The following is an 18,727-nucleotide window of genomic DNA, read 5'->3' on the forward strand; positions in this document are numbered from 1 at the left end:
AAACTGTCCAAAAGTAATCGTTGACCGGGCGTCAGGCACAGTTCTAGTTTGCTGTTTGGCATAGCCATCGACCAACGAGGAGAGTTCTCATGGCGAAATTCTACGCGGAGTCGGAACTTGACGGGGCATTGTCGGGGTTCCGCTCGCGAGGCCCCGCGACGCTGAAGGAATGCCTGGAGCCGGGCACGCTGTGGCAGCCGGTATTCCAGGTCACGATCATGGCGAATTCTGAGAACGGCCCCAGTGTGCTGACCGGAACGCGCAGGGCCGAAAGCAACCCCACCCACCCCAATGTCATCAGCACGCCGACCAGCATGCTGCCATTAGAATTCGCCCGATGTTACGTCGAGAGTGTCACGGCTTCGGCGACGGAACTGACGCCGGTCCACCTCACGGACCTGCGGGCCGACGACCTGAGGACCGTGGCCCGTTTTCCCGAGGCGGAGCAGGGGGCTGTGGTCCCCGACCCGTCAGCTGCGCTGCCGTACCTGGTGGGTGACCTGCTCGCCCGCAAACTCGGCTGCGAGAGCGCCATGGAGGCCGCCTCCCGGGAGAAGCCGCTGGGTGAGTGCCGTATGTCCATGATCGGGGCCGGCTTCAGCTATGTCGCGGACCGCCCCACGGAAGATCCCGGGACGGTCGAGCCGCTCTACGAGCCGCTGTTGATGTTCGGCGCGATCCTGGAACTCAAGGACCCGGCCGTCATTCCGGAGCACACCTCCTCGTACAAGGATCTGTGCTGGACGGCGCCCGAGGACTTCGCCGAGGGCGTCCGCACCAAGCGCATCGAGAGCTTCAACCCGAAGTTCCTCGACGAGGCCGACCGGGCGGACAGCGACAGCGTCACCGTGTGCGCCCGTGGACTGTGTCTGCAGACCACCAACATGGTGCTGGCAGATCTCGCTGCCGGTGCCCCCGGCGGTGCGTCGGCATGAGGGCCACGGACACGGCCCCGGTGCTGGATCTGGCCCGGATCCGCTCCGACTTCCCGATCCTGCGCCGGAGCGTCGAAGGGCAGCGGCTGGTCTACCTCGACTCCGGCGCGACCTCCCAGCGGCCCGTACAGGTGCTGGACGCGGAGCGGACCTTCTCGGAGACATCGAACGCGGCAGCGCACCGGGGAGCGCACCAGCTCTCCGAGGAGGCGACCGCGGCCTACGAGCAAGCGCGCACCCAGGTCGCGGACTTCATCGGCGCGGACCCTGGAGAAGTGGTGTTCACCAAGAACGCCACCGAGGGCATCAACCTCGTCGCGTACGCGATGAGCAACGCCACCACGTCGGGCGACGAGTCCGCGCGGTTCCGGGTCGGGCCGGGCGACGAAATCGTGGTGACCGAGATGGAACACCACGCCAACCTGGTCCCCTGGCAGGAGTTGTGCCGACGCACCGGCGCGACGCTGCGCTGGCTCCGGGTCACCGACGACGGCCGGCTCGACCTGTCCGACCTGGACGACGTGGTGACGGCGCGCACCCGGCTGGTCGCCTTCTCCCACCAGTCGAATGTGCTCGGCACGGTCAATCCGGTGCGGCGGATCGCCGCCAGGGCCGCGGAGGTGGGCGCGCTCACCCTGCTGGACGCCTGCCAGTCCGTACCGCACATCGGAGTCGACTTCCACGACTACGGAGTCGACTTCGCGGTCTTCAGCGGGCACAAGATGCTCGGGCCGTTCGGAATCGGTGTCCTGTACGGACGGCGTGGACTGCTGGAGTCCATGCCGCCGTTCCTCACCGGCGGTTCGATGATCGAGATCGTCGAGATGACGGGGTCCACCTACGCTCCGCCGCCCCAGCGGTTCGAGCCCGGTGTCCCGATGGCCTCCCAGGCGGTCGGGCTGGCCGCAGCGGTGCGTTACCTGACAGCCGTGGGCATGGACCGCATCGCCGCCCACGAGCACGAGCTCACCGGAGCCGCGCTCGCCACCCTGGGCGGTATGGAAGGCGTACGTGTACTCGGCCCCACCGCGCTGACCGATCGTGGCAGCGCGGTGTCCTTCACCGTCGAGGGCGTACACCCGCACGATGTCGGCCAGGTCCTGGACGCGCGAGGCGTGGCCGTCCGGGTCGGCCACCACTGCGCCTGGCCGCTCCACCGCAGGCTGGGCGTTCCGGCCAGTGTGCGCGCCAGCTTCTACCTCTACAACGGGCTCGCGGACATCGAGACGCTGGCCGATGGGGTCAGGGAGGCGCAGTCGCTCTTCGGGGCCGGTGCGCCGGGCGCGGTGACGGTCGGGGGGCTGTGACGTGCGCCTGACGAAAGAAGACCAGGCGATCATCCTCGCCCACTACCGGGCTCCGCACCACAGCGGGCTCCGGGAGCCGTACGACCTGGAGGTCAGGCAGTTCAACCCGATGTGCGGGGACGATCTGACCCTGCGCGTCAGCCTGACAGGGGAAGGGGACGGCGCCGCCATCGACGACGTCTCCTACGAAGTGCAGGGCTGCTCGATCAGCCAGGCGTCGGTCTCGGTGATGACGGATCTGGTCATCGGCCGTGGTGTGCGGGAAGCAGCCGAACTGCACACGCAGTTCGCGACTCTGCTGCGTGGACGGGCACAGGAACAGGACGCCTGGCCGCCGCAGCTGGCCGATGCGGCCGCCTTCCGTGACGTGTCCCAGCACCCGGCGCGGATCAAATGCGCGCTGCTGTCCTGGACGGCACTACGGAAGGCGCTGCCCGTGAGCCGGCTCGGCGGCCCGGACGGCGTCTGAGGAAGGCTCAGCGCCGCCGGCTGGCTACCGCGCTTCCTCCCGTACGGCCTGGACGAACGCCGTCCAGGCCGTACCGGGGAAGATGAGTGTGGGGCCGGTCGGGTCGGTTGGAGGTGGCGGCCTTGCTGTCGCGTAGGGGGACAGCGCCAGGGCGTCAGGCCCGGTCAGGGCTCGCCTGCCGGGTCAGCGCCGTGTTGGCCGTGTTCAGGATGTTGCGGAACGTTCCGGTGATCACCGGGCGCGCCACGTGGCGGGTGAGGAAGGCGCCGATCAGCGGGACCGGGATCTCCGCCCGGGTCGTCCAGCACACCCGGGTGCCGCCTTCGACTTCGGTGAACGTCATACGGCCGAGTTCGTGCCGGGACGGCGGCAGGCTGCGCTCGACCACGTACTCGGTGCTGTACGGCCGGTCGTACTGGGTGATGCGCTCCCTGAACCAGCCGATCAGCCACAGGTGGTTGCGTACCGCGCCGACCCCGTACGGCGCGGACTCGCCGTGCCGGGCCAGGCGGCAGCGCACGATCAGCGGGGAGCGCGTGTAGTGGGTGGTCGTGGTGAGCCAGGCGAACACCTCATCGGCCGGGGCGTCGATGACACGTTCAACTGTCATGGTTTCCATGGCTGGTGGCCTCCTCTGTCGAGTGGGAGCACTGTCTCGGCGCGGTGCAGCTTGTCCGGGTTGCGGATGCCGTACAGGCCGGTGATCCGTCCGTCGTGGATCTCGAACGCGGCCAGCCAGTCGAGTTCACCGTCGTTGATGAACCGTGCCGCGGGCATCCCGTTGTACGTGGCGTGCTCGACGCGGGTCGCGGCGGTGGTGGCGGTGCGGAGCACGCCGAGGACGAACCGGGCGACGTCGGCGCTGCCGGTGATCGGGCGGTGGGCGGCGACGACCTTCCCGCCGCCGTCCGAGATCTGCACGACATCGGGCGCCAACAGGTCCATCAGCGCCTGGACTTCACCGGTCGCCGCCGCGCGCAGGAACCTCTGGACGACCTCCCGGCCGGTCTCCGAGTCGGGTTCGGAACGGCGGCGCCGGGCGTGGACGTGCCGCCGTGCGCGGTGGGCGATCTGCCGGACGGTGGCCTCGGGCCTGCCGATCGAGGCGCCGATCTCGCCGTGGCTGTAGCCGAACACGTCGTGCAGCACGAACACCGCGCGCTCGGTCGGGTTCAGGGTCTCCAGGACGAGCATCATGGCCATCGAAACCGACTCGGCCAGGATCGCGTCCTCGCTCACATCGGGCGCGGTACGGATCGGCTCGGGCAGCCAGGTGCCGACGTACTCCTCGCGCCGTGCCCGTACCGCGCGCAGGTGGTTGAGGGCCTGCCGGGTCACCGTGCGGACCAGGTAGGCGCGCGGATGCCCGACCGTGGCCGGGTCGACCGCGCTCCACCGCAGATAGCTCTCCTGCAGTACGTCCTCGGCGTCGGCGGCGCTGCCCAGCATCTCGTACGCGATGGTGAACAGCAGCGGGCGGTGCTCGGTGAAGGCGTCCTCAGCCACGGCCCGCCCCTGCCTCCACCACGAGCATGTGCCGGCTCATCGGCTTCACACCTGCCCCTCTCGTCGGGTGCCCGTCCCGTCTTCGTCTTCTCGTCGGATGCCCATCGAGACACTCCGGGCCGGGGAACCGTGACAGTCCGCCGATGTGATCCGCTTCACATGGGCGGACTGTCAGCCGAGGCCGCCCGTTGCCCGGATGTTCTGGCCGGTGATCCAGCGTCCGTCGGGGCCCACGAGGAAGGCGACGACGTCGGCGACATCGGACGGCTGCCCCAGCCGGCCGAGGGGAGTGATACCGGCGACCGACTGCAGCGCATCGGCCGAGTTGGACTCACGGAGCAGATCGGTGTCCGTCGCGCCGGGCGAGACGGTGTTGACCGTGATGCCGCGTGCTCCGAGTTCCCGGGCGGCGACCGCGGTCAGTTGCTCGACCGCACCCTTGCTGGCTGCGTACGGCGCGATGCCGGGGACGGGGCGCGTGGTGTTGAGGGTGGAGATGTTCACGATCCGGCCGCCGTCGCGCATCCGCCTGGCCGCGTAACGCGACGTCAGGAAGACGGACCTGCTGTTGACGGCCATGACTCTGTCGAAGACCGCTGTGTCTGTCTCGGCGAGCGGGGTCGGGCTGAAGGCCAGCGCGGCGTTGTTCACCAGGATGTCCAGGCCGCCGAGGTGCTCTTCAGCGGCTTCCATCAGCCGCTCCGCGCCGTCCGGCCCGGCCAGGTCCAGGCAGATGGCCTTGGCCGTACCGGCCTCGTTCTTCCTTACGCCGCGCACGACTTCGGCTGCGGCTTCATCACTGGTGGCGTAGTTGAACACGACATCTGCGCCGTCCCGGCACAGGCGCTCGACGATGGCCCGGCCGATCCCCCGGGACCCTCCCGTCACCACCGCGGTCCTGCCTTCCAGCATGATCACTCCACTCCCGCACGCCGACGCGGTGCCGCGTCGGTGCTTGTTGATGTCCGGTGCGTCCGAACGTACTGGCCGTACGGAGCACGCGCGCCGGCTTTCGTACGGAGTGCCTCGCCCAACGTGCTGCGCGGCGCGCTCCGTAAGGTTCTCGCCATGCACGACGTACGAGTGGTGTTGATCGGTGGGACCTCGAACGTCGGGAAGTCGACCGTCGGCCGAGCGGTCGCGGAGAGGCTCGGGTTCGCGTATCTGTCGACGGACGGTCTGGCGCGCCATCCGGGGCGGCCCTGGCGGACGCCGGAGCGGGAGGTGCCGGACCATGTCGCCGAGCACTACCGGTCGCTCACCGTCGACCAGTTGGTCTCGTCCGTCACCGAGCACTACGAACGTCTCTGGCCCCGCATCCGGGAGCTGATCACGGAGTACGCGGCCGGTGACGGGCCCGAAGCGGGCCTGGTGCTTGAGGGGTCGGCGCTGTTGCCCGCGCGGGTCGCGGGCCTGACAGTTCCCCGTACGGCCGCCATGTGGCTGACCGCGAGTGAGGCTGTCATCCGTGGCCGGGTGCGGGAGGCCGGCAACTACCGGGAGGCCGCGGACGGGGAACGGCTCCTGATGGACAAGTTCCTGGCCCGCACCCTCCGCTACCAGGAGCTCATACGGGAGGACGTCGACCGGCTGGCACTTGACCGTGTCGACCTGTGCGGCAGCCCGCGCCCCGAAATGTCGGCCGAGGTCGTGCTCATGCTGGTCGACCAGTCCGCGTTCGGCCGGTGCAACGGATCTGGCTCCTGAGCGGCCGGCCGTGGCCGCGCGTGGGGCTGGTGGGACGGGCGGTGCTGGTGGCGCACAGGTGTGACGACTGTCACTCCCGGTAACCCTGACCGCAGACCCACCCGCGCGGGTCTCTAATATTACGTTCCGTGTTCCCGGCGGACGCTGAACGCCCGCTCGGTCATGCCAGCCGCTCAAACGCCCGACACGACACGACACGACGGCGTCCACCGCATGGCGATGGAATCGAGCATCGAGCATCGAGGAGAGGAACGTTCATGCGCGCCCGGAGCATCGCCGCCGCCACCGCAACAGCATTGGCGCTGGTGGCAGCCCGCGACCTCGTCCAGAAGAAGCACGCACTGCTCCGGAACTTCCCGGTGGTCGGGCACGCCCGGTACCTGCTGGAGACGATCGGGCCGGAGCTGCGGCAGTACATCGTGACCTCCAACGACGAAGAGCGTCCTTTCAGCCGTGACCAGCGCACCTGGATCTACGCGTCGGCGAAGGAGGAGAACAGCTACTTCGGGTTCGGAACCGACAATGACGTCGAGCACACGCAGGGGCACGCCTACGTGAAGCAGCGCACGTTCGCCGGCGCGCTGCCCGACGCGCACGACCCGCAGGCCCCACTGCCCTCGGCCAAGGTGCTGGGCGGGCCGCGCGGCCGTGCCAAGGCGTTCCGGCCGGCCAGCGTGGTGAACATCTCGGCGATGAGCTTCGGATCGCTCTCCGGCGCGGCGATCACGGCCCTCAACAAGGGGGCGGCGCTGGCGGGCACGATGCAGAACACGGGAGAGGGCGGCCTCTCGCCGTACCACCGCAATGGCGGCGACCTCATCCTCCAGCTCGGTACGGCGTACTTCGGCTGCCGCAACGAGGACGGCAGCTTCAACCTCGACAAGCTCAAGGCAGTTGTCGCGGGCGCCCCGGTCAAGGCGATAGAGATCAAGCTCTCCCAGGGCGCCAAGCCGGGCCTTGGCGGGATGCTGCCGGGCGCGAAGGTGACGCCGGAGATCGCCGAGATCCGCGGCATCCCGCTCGGCCAGGACTGCGCATCCCCTTCGCGGCACACCGCGTTCAGCGATGTCGACTCGATGCTCGACTTCGTCGAACTGCTCGCCACCGAGACCGGTCTGCCGGTCGGGGTCAAGAGCGCGGTGGGCGAGATGGACTTCTGGCAGGAGCTGGCCACGCTGATGGCGCGTGGTGACCGCGGTGTCGACTTCGTGACCATCGACGGGGGCGAGGGCGGCACCGGGGCGGCGCCGCTGACCTTCGCCGACTCGGTGTCGCTGCCGTTCCGGATGGGGTTCTCCCGGGTCTACGGCACCTTCGCCGAGCTGGGGCTCACCGACGACCTGACCTTCATCTGCTCCGGCAAGCTCGGCCTGCCCGAGAACGCCGCGGTCGCCTTCGCCCTGGGTGCCGACATGATCAATGTGGCACGTGAGGCGATGCTGTCGATCGGTTGCATCCAGTCGCAGAAGTGCCACACTGACAAGTGCCCCACCGGCATCGCGACCCAGAACCAGCGGCTGGCCCGCGGCATCGACCCGACCTCGAAGGCCAACCGGGCCGCTGTCTACCTGCGCGCCCTGCGCAAGGAGCTGATCAAGGTCTCGTCGGCCGTCGGCGTCGCCCATCCGGCACTCATCACGGCCAACGACATCGAGATCATGAACGGCGACTACGAGGCCCGCACGCTGGCCGGCGTCTACGGCTACAAGGACGGCTGGGGCGAACTGGGTCCGCACCTCGCCGCTGAGATCACCGCCCTGCTCACGGCCGGGCGGCCGGGCTCCGGGCAGAGCCCCGCCGTCTGACGGGACCCGTTGCCCTGCCCCTCTCCGCGTACAGCCCCTGCCTAGGTGATCACCGCATGTCCGAAAAAGTGAGATTCCCCAGCGTCGTCGGCCCCGAACTGGCCGGATCGATCGAACTGCCCGAGGGCGAGGTCCGGGGCTGGGGGCTCTTCGTGCACGGATTCACCCTCGGCAAGGACTCACCGGCCGCCTCGCGCGTCAGCAAGCAGCTGGCGCGCGAGGGGATCGGAATGCTGCGCTACGACAACCTCGGGATCGGCGAATCGGACGGGGACTGGGGGGACGGTTCCTTCACCGTCAAGGTCCAGGACACGGTCCGCGCGGCGGCCCTGATGGCGGAGCGGGGCACCCCCGTGGACCTGCTGGTGGGGCACTCATGGGGAGGCGCCGCCGCCCTGGCCGCTTCGGCCGAGGTGCCCGGCGTCCGTGCGCTCGCCACCATCGGGGCGCCCGTCGACCCCAGCCATGTCGAGCGGCAGTACGACGCGGTCATGGACCGTGTGCTCAGCGACGGGGCGCACGAGTGGTTCGTCGGCGGGCGGACCCTGGTCCTCAAGCGCGCCTTCGTCGAAGACGTCCGCCGCGCTCACCTGCGCGACCGGATAGGCGAGTTGAACCTGCCGCTGCTCGTCCTGCACTCGCCCACCGACGACACCGTCCACATCGACAACGCCGGGGAGATCTTCCGCGAGGCACGGCACCCGCGGAGTTTCGTCTCGCTCGAAGGAGCAGACCATCTCCTGACCGCACGGGGACAGGCGCAGCGGGCCGCCCACATCATCAGCGCCTGGGCCGACCAGTACATCGACGGCTGACGGTCCGGCCGACCGGGCCACTCCGGAACCGATTCAATTAGAGTGCTTCGCCATGAGCGCATCAACCACTCCCCTCTGGGGCCGCACCGAGCAGCAGGACTTCCGCAGCCGCGTGCGCGGATGCCTGCTGGGCGGTGCGCTCGGCGATGCGCTCGGGGCGGGGGTCGCGGGGCAGGGGCTCGACGCGATACGCGAGACCCATGGCGCCGGGGGCCTCACCGACTTCGTCGAGATGTACGGCAGGCGCGGGGCGGTCACGGCCGCGACCCAGCTCTCGCTGTTCACCGTCGACGGTCTGATACGGGCGCAGGTCCGCCGGGACACGGGCGCCTGGCATCCGCCCACCGACGTGTACCGGGCCCATCTGCGATGGGCGGCGACCCAGCACGAGTGGGGGCCCGACGAACGCCGCAAGGACAACGGCTGGCTCGCCTGCGAGGAGTGGCTGTACGCGCGCCGCGACCCCGCACGGAGCTGTCTGGCCGGGTTCGGCGATGAGGTGATGGGCACCCTGGACAAGCCCAGGAACCCGGAGGCGCGTGACGCTTCGGCCGTCAGCCGTTCCGCGCCCTTCGGGCTGCTCGTCGGCTGGGAGCCCGGCCTGGTCTTCCAACTGGCCGTCGAATGCGCCGCGCAGACCCACGGCCACCCCACCGGCTACCTCAGCGCCGGGGCGCACGCCGTCATCGTGCACGGGCTCGCGCGCGGTGAGAGCCTCGACGCGGCGGTGCAGCACGCGCTGGGGCAGCTGACCCCGCGCCCCGGCCACCAGCCGGTCACCGACGCGCTCCAGCACGCGCTGGGCGCCGTACGCCAGGGGATGCCCAGCCCCACGCGCGTCGAGTCGCTGGGCGGCGGCGAACTGGCCGATGAGGCACTCGCGATCGGGGTGTACTGCGCGCTCGTCGGCGAGGACGTACGCCACGGTCTGCGCCTCGCCGTGAACCACAGCGGCCCGTCCCAGGCCACCGGCGCCATCTGCGGCAGTCTGCTGGGCGCCCTGCACGGCGAGACCGCGCTGCCGCCGGGCTGGCTCGCGGAGCTGGAGGGGCGCGCGACGGTGCTCCAGCTCGCCGACGACTTCTCGATGGAGATGACCCAGGGCCCGGCGCTGCACAGCCCGGCACTCACCACACCGGCCTGGCTGACCCGCTACCCGAGAGGCTGACGGGCGGGGCACACGGGCGGGGCCCGCCCCTTTCCGGGACGGACCCCGTAACCGCGTACGTACGCCCGTGTCCGCGTACGTAAGTCCAACAAGCGCACGCCGCCAGCCGTCAGCGGCCAGCCGTCAGCCGTCAGCGCCCTCGCGCCCCAGCGCCTGCGCGTCGGCCGCGCCGCCCTGCGCCGGTACGGAAGCGGCCGCCCCACCGTGGCCGGCACCGTCGTCACCGCCGTCCATGTTGACCTTGGCGATGATCGCGTCGCGCTCCGGTGTGTCCTCCGGCTTGACGAAGCCGATGAGGATGTACAGCACCAGCGAGACCGCCAGCGGCAGCGAGACCTGCCACTCCAGGGCGACATCCGTGTTGGCGGACCCGTCCAGGTGGTAGTTGGTGAAGTAGAACGCGAGCAGCCCGGCGGCCCAGCTGACCAGCGCCGCCGTCGGCCCGGACTTCCGGAACGGGCGCAGCAGGCCGAGCATGAACGGGATCGCGATCGGGCCCATCAGACCGGCCACCCACTTGATGACGACCGAGATGATGTCCTTGAACGTGGGCGAGTTGATCTGGGTCGCCAGCGCCATCGACAGGGCCAGGAAGCCGAGCGTCGAGATCCGCGCGGCCAGCAGACCGGTGCGGCTGCTCCACTCGCGGGCGGTCCGGGACATCGCCGGGGCGATGTCCCGGGTGAAGACGGCGGAGATGGCGTTGGCGTCCGACGAGCACATGGCCATCGTGTGCGAGAAGAAGCCGACGACGACCAGACCGAGCAGCCCGTGCGGCAGCAGCGACTCGGTCATCAGCGCGTACGCGTCCGACGCGTCCGGCTTCTGCGCGTGCACCAGCAGCGGCGCGCACCACATGGGGAAGAAGAGGACAGCGGGCCAGATCAGCCAGAGGAGGGAGGAGAGCGTGGCCGAACGGGTCGCGGAGCGTGCGGAGTCGGTGGCCATGTAGCGCTGGGCCTGGTTCCACATACCGCCGTTGTACTCGAAGGTCTTGATGAACAGATACGCCAGCAGGAAGGTCATTGTGTACGGGCCGGCCGTCGGGTCCGAGTGGCCGCTGGGCAGCTTGTCCCAGATCGTCCACAGGGCGCTGAAGCCGCCGAGCTTGCCCATGGCGGCGACCAGCATCGCGACACCGGCGATCAGCTGGATGATGAACTGCCCCAGCTCGGTGAGCGCGTCGGCCCAAAGTCCGCCGACCGTGCAGTAGATGGCGGTGATCACGCCGGTGATGAAGATGCCCTGGGTGATGGTGATGCCCGTGAAGACGGAGAGCAGGGTGGAGATGGCCGCCCACTTGGCGCCGACGTCCACGATCTTCAGCAGCAGCCCGGACCAGGCCAGCGCCTGCTGGGTCTGGATGTTGTAGCGGTCCTTCAGGTATTCGAGCGGTGAGGCCACGTGCAGCCGGGAGCGCAGCCGGTTCAGCCGGGGTGCGAAGAGCTTCGCGCCGATCCCGATGCCGATGGCGATCGGGAGCGACCAGGTGACCATGGATGTGAGTCCGTACTGGTACGAGATTCCGGCGTACCCGGTGAACATCACCGCGCTGTAGCCGGACATGTGGTGGGAGATGCCCGACAGCCACCACGGCATTCTGCCGCCGGCGGTGAAGAAGTCGCTCACGTTGTCCACACGCTTGTGGGACCACCAGCCGATCGCGATCATCACGCCGAAGTAACCGATGAGCACGGTCCAGTCGAGACTGTTCATGTGCCCCCTCCAGGGGTCCGCCTGTACTGAGTTCATCTCGATGAACCGCGATGGAACCTCGATGAACGGGAAACGCTTCGCCAGTACGTCGATCGGGCGGTGCTCCCGTGCGGGACCGGGGGCTTCACGGATTGAACCCTCTGTGCCAAGGGCCGGTCAAGGGTTCAGCGATCACAAATATGAACGCAGATCAGTAAGCAGAACGATTTTACGTCCTCTTGACCCTCGAACCCGTTGCTCTCGGAGTGACGGGGGCCACACCATGAGCGGGCACTTCGCCAGCGGCAGCCCAACGGAGGCAGAACGGCAGGACCGCACGGGATGCGGGTCCCGTGCGGTCGAGAAGAGGAGGTCCAACTGAACCGTTCAGCGCATCAGTTCACCGGCGTTGACCAGCAGCGACTGGCCGGTGATGGCCCGCGCGCGGTCGGAGGCCAGGAAGATCGCGGCGTCCGCCACGTCGCCGTCCGTCGCCAGCTCGGGCAGGGCCATCCGGTCGGTCAGCCGGCTGAGCACCTCCGCCTCGGGGATGCCTTCGGTGTGTGCGGTGAACTGGACGAACGCCTGCACCGGCGGCCCCCACATCCAGCCGGGCAGCACGGTGTTCACCCGGATCCGGTGCGGCCCCAGCTCGCGCGCCATGGAGTACATGGCCGAGGTGAGCGCACCTTTCGACGCCGCGTACGCGGCCTGGTGCACCTCTGACGGTGCGGCCACCGCCGACTGCGTCCCGATGATGACGACCGCCCCGCCCCGCGCCTTGAGGCCGGGCAGGCAGGCCCGGGTCATCCGCAGCGTACCGAGCAGGTTGACGTCGATGACGCGCTGCCAGCTGGCGAAGTCGGCGTCCTGGAGCCCGCCGAAGTAGCCGTCCATGGCGGCCACATGAACCACCGCGTCGATCCCGCCGAACCGCTCGACCGCCAGCGCGGCGAGCGCGTCGCACTGCGACTCGTCGCCGATGTCCGTGGACAGAAGGGCGGTACGGGTGCCCGTGGGGTCGATCTCAGCGGCGGCCTTCACGAGGTTCGCCTCGGTGCGCGCGCCGAGTACGGCGTTGCCTCCGTCCCGTACGACGGCCGCGGCCACCTGATGGCCGAGCCCGGCCCCGACGCCGGACACGACGACGGTCCTCCCCGCGAGCGCCCCGTCGCGCGCTTCCCCGAGCTGGGACTCCGTGGGGCGGGACTCCGTGGGACGGCTTTCCATGGTGGGACCCTCCGGACTCTGGCAGTTTTCCTGACGGAACGTCAGAGTAGGTCCGTCCAGCGGTCGAAGGAAGAGGAAGGACGGGGCGCGGGTGAGTGAGAAGTCACGCAGTGAAAGCGGGAGTACGGCAGCCGGCGGCGGCAGTACGGGAAGCGACACCCGGAGCGAGGTGTACGGCGAGCTGGCTTCGGTCGGGCCGTACGGGGTGCGGCCCGGCCACGCCCTGATCACCATGGTGGAGCCCCATCCGGGCCACGAGTACGCGTACAACCGGTGGTACGAGGACGACCACTTCTACGCCGGTGCCATGGCGATGCCCTGGATGTACTCGGGCCGCCGCTGGGTCGCCACCCGGGAACTCCAGGAACTGCGGTATCCGGAGAAGTCGGCGGTCGCCCAGCCGGTGACGGCCGGTTGCTACATCACGACGTACTGGGTGACCGAGGGCCGCTACGACGAGCACATGAAGTGGACCGTCGGCATCAACAAGCGGCTGAACCGGGACGGCCGGGTCTACCAGGACCGTACGCATGTCTTCACGTCGTTCCAGGACCACGAGGCGACGGTCTACCGGGACGGGGCCGCCGGGCCGCGCGACTTCCACGCGCTCGACCATCCGTACAAGGGTCTGGTCGTCGAGGTGATCGACGCCGAAGGACCCGAGCAGCGGGCCGAGTTGCTGGAGTGGCTGCGGGCGAAGCATCTGCCGAAGCGGCTCGCGGGCGGGCCGGCGGCGATGGTGACGATCTTCCGGCCGACGCCGCTGCCGAGCGACCGGATGGCCTATGTGAAGCAGGTGGAGGGGGTCGACACCCGGCTCACGCTGCTCTGGTTCCTGGAGTCCGACCCGAGGGAGGCCTGGGAACAGTGCTTCACCGGGCTCGACGGGGACCTGGTCGAGCGCGGCCTGGGGCGGGTGGAGCTGGTGGCGCCTTTCCTGCCGACCGTGCCGGGCACCGACCGCTACGTCGATCAGCTGCGCTGATCTGGGCGGGTGTGACGGCTGTTCAGGGCCGAGCCCCCTCGGCCGGGACGGCGATCCAGTCGAGAGGGCTCTTGGTCGTGATGGTTCACGGTCGGGGTGATCACGGGCCGGGGGTCAGTCGAGAGTGAACGCGCCCTGGCCCACTTCGCTCACGAAGCTGTTCCACGAACCGGGAACAAAGGTGATCGACGGGCCGTCGGCGACTTTTGAGTCCCGCACGGCGATGGCCTGAGTAAGCGGTGACTTGACCTCGACGCATGCACCGTTTCCAGTGGAATACGAAGACTTGGTCCAGTTCTCGGTCGCACCCTGCTGAATTGCCATGTTCGCTCCGGTATGCAGTGGTCGTGTGCGCCGCCGTTCTCGGTGGCGTGATCGACGCTACTCGCGAACTCCTCTGTCCGAGACGGCCGTTCACCCGACCGGATGGCTTATGCCGGTTCAGTCTTCCGCTCCGGGGCGGCTGGGGTGTACCGTGCCGACCCTGAATTCAGGAATCGGACATAGTCGGCTCTTCAGCGTGCGTAGCCCTTGGCGATATCCATGATGAACTGCCGCGTCTGGTCCACATTGAGGGCCTGCGCGCGCAAGTGCTCGTACATCACGCTGTACTTCTGCACATCGTGCGCTTTCTCCAGATAGAGATCACTGGTGACGCCCTCGATGTAGACCACGCTGGAGTCCGCCGCGTCCGGGAATTCCAGAATGGCGTACTGGCCGTTGATGCCGGGGTGCGCTCCCACGGCGAACGGCAGTACCTGCACGGTGACATGGGGGAGCTGGGACAACTCGACGAGGTGTTCCAGCTGGGCGATCATCAGCTGCTTGTCGCCGATGACCCGGAGCAGCGCCGACTCGTCGATCACGACCCAGAGCCGCAGCGGGGACTCGTCGGCGCTGACCCGCTCCTGGCGGCGCAGCCGGACCTGGACGCGCTTCTCGATGTCGGTCACGGCGGTCTCCGGCAGCGCGCCGGCGATGAGGGCCTCGGCGTACTGCTTGGTCTGCAGCAGCCCCGGGACGACCTGCGGGTCGTACACGCGCAGGCTGGCCGCGTCGGTCTCCAGACCGATGTAGACGCTGTACGGGATGTCGCCGAAGGCGTGCCACCAGCCCTGCTGGCGCGAGTCCTTGGCCATCTGCATCAGTGAATCGACGATCCGGTGGTCCTCGACCTCGTACACACCGCAGAGGTCGCGGACATCGCGCTGGCTGATGGAGCGGCGGCCGTTCTCCAGGCGACTGATCTTCGACTGGGAGACGAGCAGGCGCTCGGCGACCTCTTCGGCCGTCATGCCCTTGAGCTCACGGAGTCTGCGCAGCTCCTGACCGAGCCGGCGCCGCCTGACAGTGGGATTGACGTTGGACGCCACGGGAACTGCACCTCCGGCATTGAACGTACTGAGCCCTACCGCGATGCGCCCGGTAGGTCTTACTGCTCAGCAGATTGCCATCAATGCAACGCGCTGCGCTGGGAAATGGCCAGAGAGTGAGCGCGCGGGGCCGGCGACGTGCCGGCCCCGCGCGCTCGTGCTGCGGCTCCCGAACCGGGTCTTGGGGACGTCGGCGCGGCGGCTCTGATGCTCATGCTGGTACGCGTACTGCGGTTGAGCTCACCCGGTGCGGCTGGGCTCAGTGCGCCGCCACGCGGGCCATGGGCCCGTGGTGCGACTGCATCGGCGCGGCGTTGCCCGGTGCCGGTGCTGCCCGGCGCGGCTGTGCCACCGCACCGTTCTGGACGTCCATGACCGCGTGCGCCACGAGACCGCCCATGGGGTCGTGCCTGATCAAGTCCCGGAGGCGGGAGCGTGATGAACGCCCCTCGTTGCCGGGGTAGAGGTGCTTGCCGAGCCCCACTGCGTGAGCGAGCGCGGCGAGCGCCGCGGTCCGCGGGTCCGGCGGTACGCCGGTGCGGATCGCACTGTCCAGCCGGGCCCTGATATCCCGGCTGATCGCTGTCTCCGTCGCCTGGTAGCGAGTCGTCGGCAGCACTCCGCACATCTGGCCCGCCACGGCATGCACCATGCCGCACCGCTCCAGATGAGCGAGGTAAATCTGACGGAGCCCCAGCCGGGGTCCGCCGATCCAGTGGACTGCCCGGACCGGGCTGCCGCGCCTGCGCAGCAGTTCCAGTGCGGAGTCCAGTGTTGGATCTCCTGTCGGCCGTGCCATCACCACGGCGATACGATCCCCGTCCGGGGCTATCCGTCCTGCCAGAGCCAGCTCCACTAGCTGGGCTCCGGCCAGGCCGAGGTCGAGCGACTGCGGCTGCGCTGTGGTACCCGTGGTCGGGTCCAGAGCGAGCAGTAGAAGCTCTTCCGGAATCGTTCTGCGGCTCCTGCCCATCCATGCCTCCCCGCGTGGATGAGTGACAGGGTGACCCCTCTCACATTGGTCTGTCGAGGGCGCCTGGGTGTTTTGTACCGGAATCTAGATGTATGTCGTTCTCGTCCAGTGCAGCGGTTAAGCGCCCACACAGGACACTGGTAGATGGTTCGGACAGGCGGGAAATCCCGCGCGGCGTATCCAGGAGGCATCGGTGGCGGGCGAGTCCCCCGACAAGTCGGAGCAGCGGAAGTCGTCAGAGGGAACGGCTCCCGGTACGAGCGATCCGAGGCTTGCGGTCTTCCGCTCGGTGCCGGATCCGGAAGCGAGCGCGGTGTCCGGGTCGCAGTCGGGCGACGCACGGCTGCGTGAGGCGGTGGCCGCGTGGGTCGCGGCAGCGGACGACCCTGCGGATGGGCAGGCGGACGGGCAGGATCGGGCGGACGCGGGCGGTGCGGCCGACGCGGGTCACGCGTCCGGGGCGGCCGGCGCGGCCGGCGGGTCCGGTGAGGGCGGTGCTGCGGACTCTTCGGCAACCCATGTGAAGCTCGGGACTCCCGGCGACACGCCCGAAACGGCCGACGAGAGTGACGCAGATTCGGACGCGGGATCGACGGGTGAGGGCGCTCAGGGCGCCTCCGGGGCCGTATCCGCGCCCGACGCACCCAAGGGTGCCCCGGAGAGCGCGGAGGCGCGCACGGACGCTTCAGGCGGTGCGAGCGGCCCCGCCGAGGTGGACGGCGACGTGTCCTCCGGCGATGCGCCGGAGGACACGGCGACCGGAACGGGCGGAACGGGCACGGACACCACGGCGGGCACCACGGACGCGAAGTCGTCCGATGGTGCTGGTTCCGGCTCCGACGCGGAGGCCGGTACGGGCGAGGACGAGGGCAGCGGCAAGGGTGACGCCAAGGCTGAGCCGAAGGCCGAGTCCAAGGCCGACGCGGAATCCGGCGCTGCTGCGGACGGGGATGCGGAAGACGCCGAAGCGGAGGCCGGAGCCGACAAGCCGGAGCCGAAGCCGGAAGCCAAGCGCGACACCAAGTCCGACGTCGCGAACGCAAAGCCTGCCCCGAAGGGTGACGCGAAGAGCGACGCGAAGGAGGGCGACGCGGAGCCTGCCCCGAAGGGTGACGCGAAGGCCGACGAGAAGCCCGCCGCGAAGGCCGGCAGTGAGCCCGTCGATCAGCCCACCGGTATCTTCCGCGTCCCTTCCCGCCCGGTCGACCAGCCCACCACCACGCTGAAGCGCAGCACCTTCGTGCCGCTGCGGCCCGACGACGTACCCGGCGAGCGTAAAAAGCCCGCTCCGGTCCCGTCACCCGCCAAGCCCCCGGCCGAGGTTCCGGCCGCGAGCAGTGGCACCGGTGCGGCCGGTGCGGCCGGCGGTGCTGGTGGCGCTGGTGCGGTCGGCGGCGCCGGTGGCACGCTGCCTGGCATCGTCGAGCCGACCCGGCAGCAGCCGCTGCCGCCCAAGCCGCCGCTCGACCTGCTCGCCGAGCTGACCAACAAGCCGGCCCCGCCGGAGACCCCGGCGCGCACCGTCGTCCGCCGGTTCAAGATCTGGACACCGCTGGTGGTCCTGCTGCTGATCGTCTTTGCAGTCGTACAGGCAGTCCGGCCGCTCCCCGACCCGACGCTCACCCTGACCGCCGCGCCGTCGTACTCCTTCGGCGGGTCCAAGGTCTCGCTGCCCTGGCCGGGCGAGGGCCAGGGAATGATCTCCGTGGCGGGGCTCGGCACCGTGGACAGCTTCGGGGCCGAGAAGCCCGTGCCGATCGCGAGTATGGCCAAGTCGATGACGGCCTACCTGATCATGCAGGACCACCCGATGAAGCCCGGTGCGAAGGGCGCGTCGATTCCGGTCGACGCCACGGCGGAGAAGGAAGGCCACTACGACAAGACCGGTGGCGAGTCGACTCTCAACACCATCAAGAAGGGCGACGTCCTCTCCGAGAAGGACGCGCTCAGCGCGATCATGATCCCGTCGGCGAACAACGTCGCGCGGCTGCTCGCCCGCTGGGACTCGGGCTCGGAAGCGGTGTTCGTGAAGAAGATGAACGACACCGCCAAGAAGCTCGGCATGACGCACACGAAGTACACCGACCCCTCGGGGCTGACCGCCTCCACCGTCAGCACGGCGGCCGACCAGGTGAAGCTGGGCCAGGAACTCGTGAAGATGCCGGCGCTGATGGACATCACGAGGCTCCCGAGCTGGACCGACCCGTCGGGCAAGACCTGGGGCAACTACAACCGGCTGGTCCCCTACAACGGTTCGCTCGGCATCAAGACCGGCTCCACCACCAACGCCGGTGCCAGCCTGCTCTTCGCCGCGGAGCAGAAGGTCGGCGGCACGACGCAGTACATCGTCGGAGCGATCCTCTCGCAGCACAAGACGCCGATCATCGACACGGTGAACGCGGTCAGCAAGACAGCGCTGCTGGCCACCGAGTCGGCACTCACCGCGCAGAACGTGGTCAAGAAGGGGCAGGTCGTCGGGTACGTCGATGACGGGCTCGGTGGGCAGACCCCGGTCGTCGCCACCAAGAACTTCGAGGCGGCGGGCTGGGCCAGTCTGAAGGTCGACATCAAGATCGGCTCCGGCAAGACGATTCCGCACTCGGCGAAGGCCGGGACGGTCGTCGGCGAGCTGACCGTCGGCTCCGGCCCGGGCAAGGTCTCCGCCCCGGTCGCGCTCCAGAAGGATCTCCCCGAGCCGGGCTTCGGAGCGAAGCTGACCCGCGTCGGCTGAGCACCCGGCCGGGCACCCGGCCGGGCAG

18 protein-coding genes are annotated in these 18,727 nt (G+C 69.3%); 9 read left to right on the forward strand and 9 right to left on the reverse strand.

From position 1 onward, the window contains the following. The first annotated feature begins 89 nt into the window (after window positions 1–89). From OG210_RS18190 to sufU, 3 genes are read left to right on the forward strand one after another with little or no spacing between them, the layout of a single operon-like run. Entirely contained in the window at window positions 90–935 is an 846-nt protein-coding gene (locus tag OG210_RS18190; protein WP_328327686.1) for a hypothetical protein, read from the forward strand. Beyond that, window positions 932–2,242, forward strand: a complete 1,311-nt coding sequence (locus OG210_RS18195) for a cysteine desulfurase (RefSeq protein WP_328327684.1) — start codon at window positions 932–934, stop codon at window positions 2,240–2,242. The genes OG210_RS18190 and OG210_RS18195 overlap by 4 nt, the downstream gene beginning before the upstream one ends. 1 nt (window position 2,243) lies before the next feature. Further along, window positions 2,244–2,711, forward strand: a complete 468-nt coding sequence (gene sufU, locus OG210_RS18200) for a Fe-S cluster assembly sulfur transfer protein SufU (protein ID WP_328327682.1) — start codon at window positions 2,244–2,246, stop codon at window positions 2,709–2,711. 24 nt (window positions 2,712–2,735) lie between these two features. Here sufU and OG210_RS18205 read toward each other — a convergent pair whose 3' ends face one another. The 4 genes from OG210_RS18205 to OG210_RS18220 form a co-directional block, all read right to left on the reverse strand. Further along, the gene (locus tag OG210_RS18205; RefSeq protein WP_371540357.1) at window positions 2,736–2,879 is read right to left on the reverse strand and encodes a DUF397 domain-containing protein; all 144 of its coding nucleotides are present in this window, start codon (window positions 2,877–2,879) and stop codon (window positions 2,736–2,738) included. After that, the gene (locus tag OG210_RS18210; protein WP_328327680.1) at window positions 2,866–3,330 is read right to left on the reverse strand and encodes an SRPBCC family protein; all 465 of its coding nucleotides are present in this window, start codon (window positions 3,328–3,330) and stop codon (window positions 2,866–2,868) included. The genes OG210_RS18205 and OG210_RS18210 overlap by 14 nt, the downstream gene beginning before the upstream one ends. Then, window positions 3,318–4,217, reverse strand: a complete 900-nt coding sequence (locus tag OG210_RS18215; protein WP_328327678.1) for an RNA polymerase sigma-70 factor — start codon at window positions 4,215–4,217, stop codon at window positions 3,318–3,320. Before OG210_RS18215 ends, OG210_RS18210 begins: the two co-directional genes overlap by 13 nt. Window positions 4,218–4,388: 171 nt before the next feature. Beyond that, the gene (locus OG210_RS18220; RefSeq protein ID WP_328327676.1) at window positions 4,389–5,129 is read right to left on the reverse strand and encodes an SDR family oxidoreductase; all 741 of its coding nucleotides are present in this window, start codon (window positions 5,127–5,129) and stop codon (window positions 4,389–4,391) included. 156 nt (window positions 5,130–5,285) lie between these two features. Between OG210_RS18220 and OG210_RS18225 the strand changes: the two genes are divergently transcribed. From OG210_RS18225 to OG210_RS18240, 4 genes are all read left to right on the forward strand, one after another. Continuing rightward, complete coding sequence (locus tag OG210_RS18225) at window positions 5,286–5,924, forward strand: hypothetical protein (RefSeq protein WP_328327674.1); 639 nt, start codon at window positions 5,286–5,288, stop codon at window positions 5,922–5,924. 257 nt (window positions 5,925–6,181) lie between these two features. Continuing rightward, on the forward strand, window positions 6,182–7,729 hold the full coding sequence (locus OG210_RS18230; RefSeq protein WP_328327672.1) for an FMN-binding glutamate synthase family protein: 1,548 nt from the start codon (window positions 6,182–6,184) through the stop codon (window positions 7,727–7,729). A 56-nt stretch (window positions 7,730–7,785) separates the two neighbouring features. Next, the gene (locus OG210_RS18235) at window positions 7,786–8,544 is read left to right on the forward strand and encodes an alpha/beta fold hydrolase (RefSeq protein ID WP_328327670.1); all 759 of its coding nucleotides are present in this window, start codon (window positions 7,786–7,788) and stop codon (window positions 8,542–8,544) included. A gap of 52 nt (window positions 8,545–8,596) precedes the next feature. Next, window positions 8,597–9,712, forward strand: coding sequence for an ADP-ribosylglycohydrolase family protein (locus tag OG210_RS18240; protein ID WP_328327668.1), 1,116 nt, complete (start codon window positions 8,597–8,599; stop codon window positions 9,710–9,712). A 123-nt stretch (window positions 9,713–9,835) separates the two neighbouring features. On the opposite strand, the gene OG210_RS18245 is transcribed toward OG210_RS18240, so the two are convergent. Then, window positions 9,836–11,428 (reverse strand): sodium:solute symporter family protein, encoded by a 1,593-nt coding sequence (locus tag OG210_RS18245; RefSeq protein ID WP_328327666.1) that lies wholly within the window; start codon window positions 11,426–11,428, stop codon window positions 9,836–9,838. Window positions 11,429–11,794: 366 nt separating this feature from the next. Continuing rightward, window positions 11,795–12,637 carry an SDR family oxidoreductase gene (locus OG210_RS18250; protein WP_328327664.1) on the reverse strand — a complete coding sequence of 281 codons (843 nt, stop codon included), beginning with the start codon at window positions 12,635–12,637 and terminating at the stop codon, window positions 11,795–11,797. 169 nt (window positions 12,638–12,806) lie between these two features. Between OG210_RS18250 and OG210_RS18255 the strand changes: the two genes are divergently transcribed. Further along, window positions 12,807–13,622, forward strand: a complete 816-nt coding sequence (locus OG210_RS18255) for a hypothetical protein (protein WP_328335467.1) — start codon at window positions 12,807–12,809, stop codon at window positions 13,620–13,622. 114 nt (window positions 13,623–13,736) lie between these two features. Here the strand turns inward: OG210_RS18255 and OG210_RS18260 are convergent, their stop codons facing one another. The 3 genes from OG210_RS18260 to OG210_RS18270 all read right to left on the reverse strand — a co-directional run bounded on the left by OG210_RS18260 (window position 13,737) and on the right by OG210_RS18270 (window position 15,968). Continuing rightward, complete coding sequence (locus OG210_RS18260; RefSeq protein ID WP_328327662.1) at window positions 13,737–13,946, reverse strand: DUF397 domain-containing protein; 210 nt, start codon at window positions 13,944–13,946, stop codon at window positions 13,737–13,739. Window positions 13,947–14,137: 191 nt separating this feature from the next. Then, window positions 14,138–14,995, reverse strand: a complete 858-nt coding sequence (locus OG210_RS18265) for a helix-turn-helix transcriptional regulator (RefSeq protein WP_327297050.1) — start codon at window positions 14,993–14,995, stop codon at window positions 14,138–14,140. A 259-nt stretch (window positions 14,996–15,254) separates the two neighbouring features. Beyond that, window positions 15,255–15,968 (reverse strand): GPP34 family phosphoprotein, encoded by a 714-nt coding sequence (locus tag OG210_RS18270; RefSeq protein WP_327297051.1) that lies wholly within the window; start codon window positions 15,966–15,968, stop codon window positions 15,255–15,257. A 193-nt stretch (window positions 15,969–16,161) separates the two neighbouring features. On the opposite strand from OG210_RS18270, the gene OG210_RS18275 reads away from it, so the two are divergent. Next, on the forward strand, window positions 16,162–18,699 hold the full coding sequence (locus tag OG210_RS18275; RefSeq protein ID WP_328327659.1) for a D-alanyl-D-alanine carboxypeptidase: 2,538 nt from the start codon (window positions 16,162–16,164) through the stop codon (window positions 18,697–18,699). Window positions 18,700–18,727: the final 28 nt, after the last annotated feature.

Source organism: Streptomyces sp. NBC_00466, from assembly GCF_041433995.1.
Lineage (GTDB): Bacteria > Actinomycetota > Actinomycetes > Streptomycetales > Streptomycetaceae > Streptomyces.

Bases quoted from the DNA above. Each gene is read 5' to 3' on its own strand.
- OG210_RS18190 (WP_328327686.1), top strand. From the start codon at position 90: ATGGCGAAATTCTACGCGGAGTCGGAACTTGACGGGGCATTGTCGGGG.
- OG210_RS18195 (WP_328327684.1), top strand. From the start codon at position 932: ATGAGGGCCACGGACACGGCCCCGGTGCTGGATCTGGCCCGGATCCGC.
- OG210_RS18210 (WP_328327680.1), bottom strand. From the start codon at position 3,330: ATGGAAACCATGACAGTTGAACGTGTCATCGACGCCCCGGCCGATGAG.
- OG210_RS18220 (WP_328327676.1), bottom strand. From the start codon at position 5,129: ATGCTGGAAGGCAGGACCGCGGTGGTGACGGGAGGGTCCCGGGGGATC.
- OG210_RS18225 (WP_328327674.1), top strand. From the start codon at position 5,286: ATGCACGACGTACGAGTGGTGTTGATCGGTGGGACCTCGAACGTCGGG.
- OG210_RS18230 (WP_328327672.1), top strand. From the start codon at position 6,182: ATGCGCGCCCGGAGCATCGCCGCCGCCACCGCAACAGCATTGGCGCTG.
- OG210_RS18235 (WP_328327670.1), top strand. From the start codon at position 7,786: ATGTCCGAAAAAGTGAGATTCCCCAGCGTCGTCGGCCCCGAACTGGCC.
- OG210_RS18240 (WP_328327668.1), top strand. From the start codon at position 8,597: ATGAGCGCATCAACCACTCCCCTCTGGGGCCGCACCGAGCAGCAGGAC.
- OG210_RS18245 (WP_328327666.1), bottom strand. From the start codon at position 11,428: ATGAACAGTCTCGACTGGACCGTGCTCATCGGTTACTTCGGCGTGATG.
- OG210_RS18250 (WP_328327664.1), bottom strand. From the start codon at position 12,637: ATGGAAAGCCGTCCCACGGAGTCCCGCCCCACGGAGTCCCAGCTCGGG.
- OG210_RS18260 (WP_328327662.1), bottom strand. From the start codon at position 13,946: ATGGCAATTCAGCAGGGTGCGACCGAGAACTGGACCAAGTCTTCGTAT.
- OG210_RS18270 (WP_327297051.1), bottom strand. From the start codon at position 15,968: ATGGGCAGGAGCCGCAGAACGATTCCGGAAGAGCTTCTACTGCTCGCT.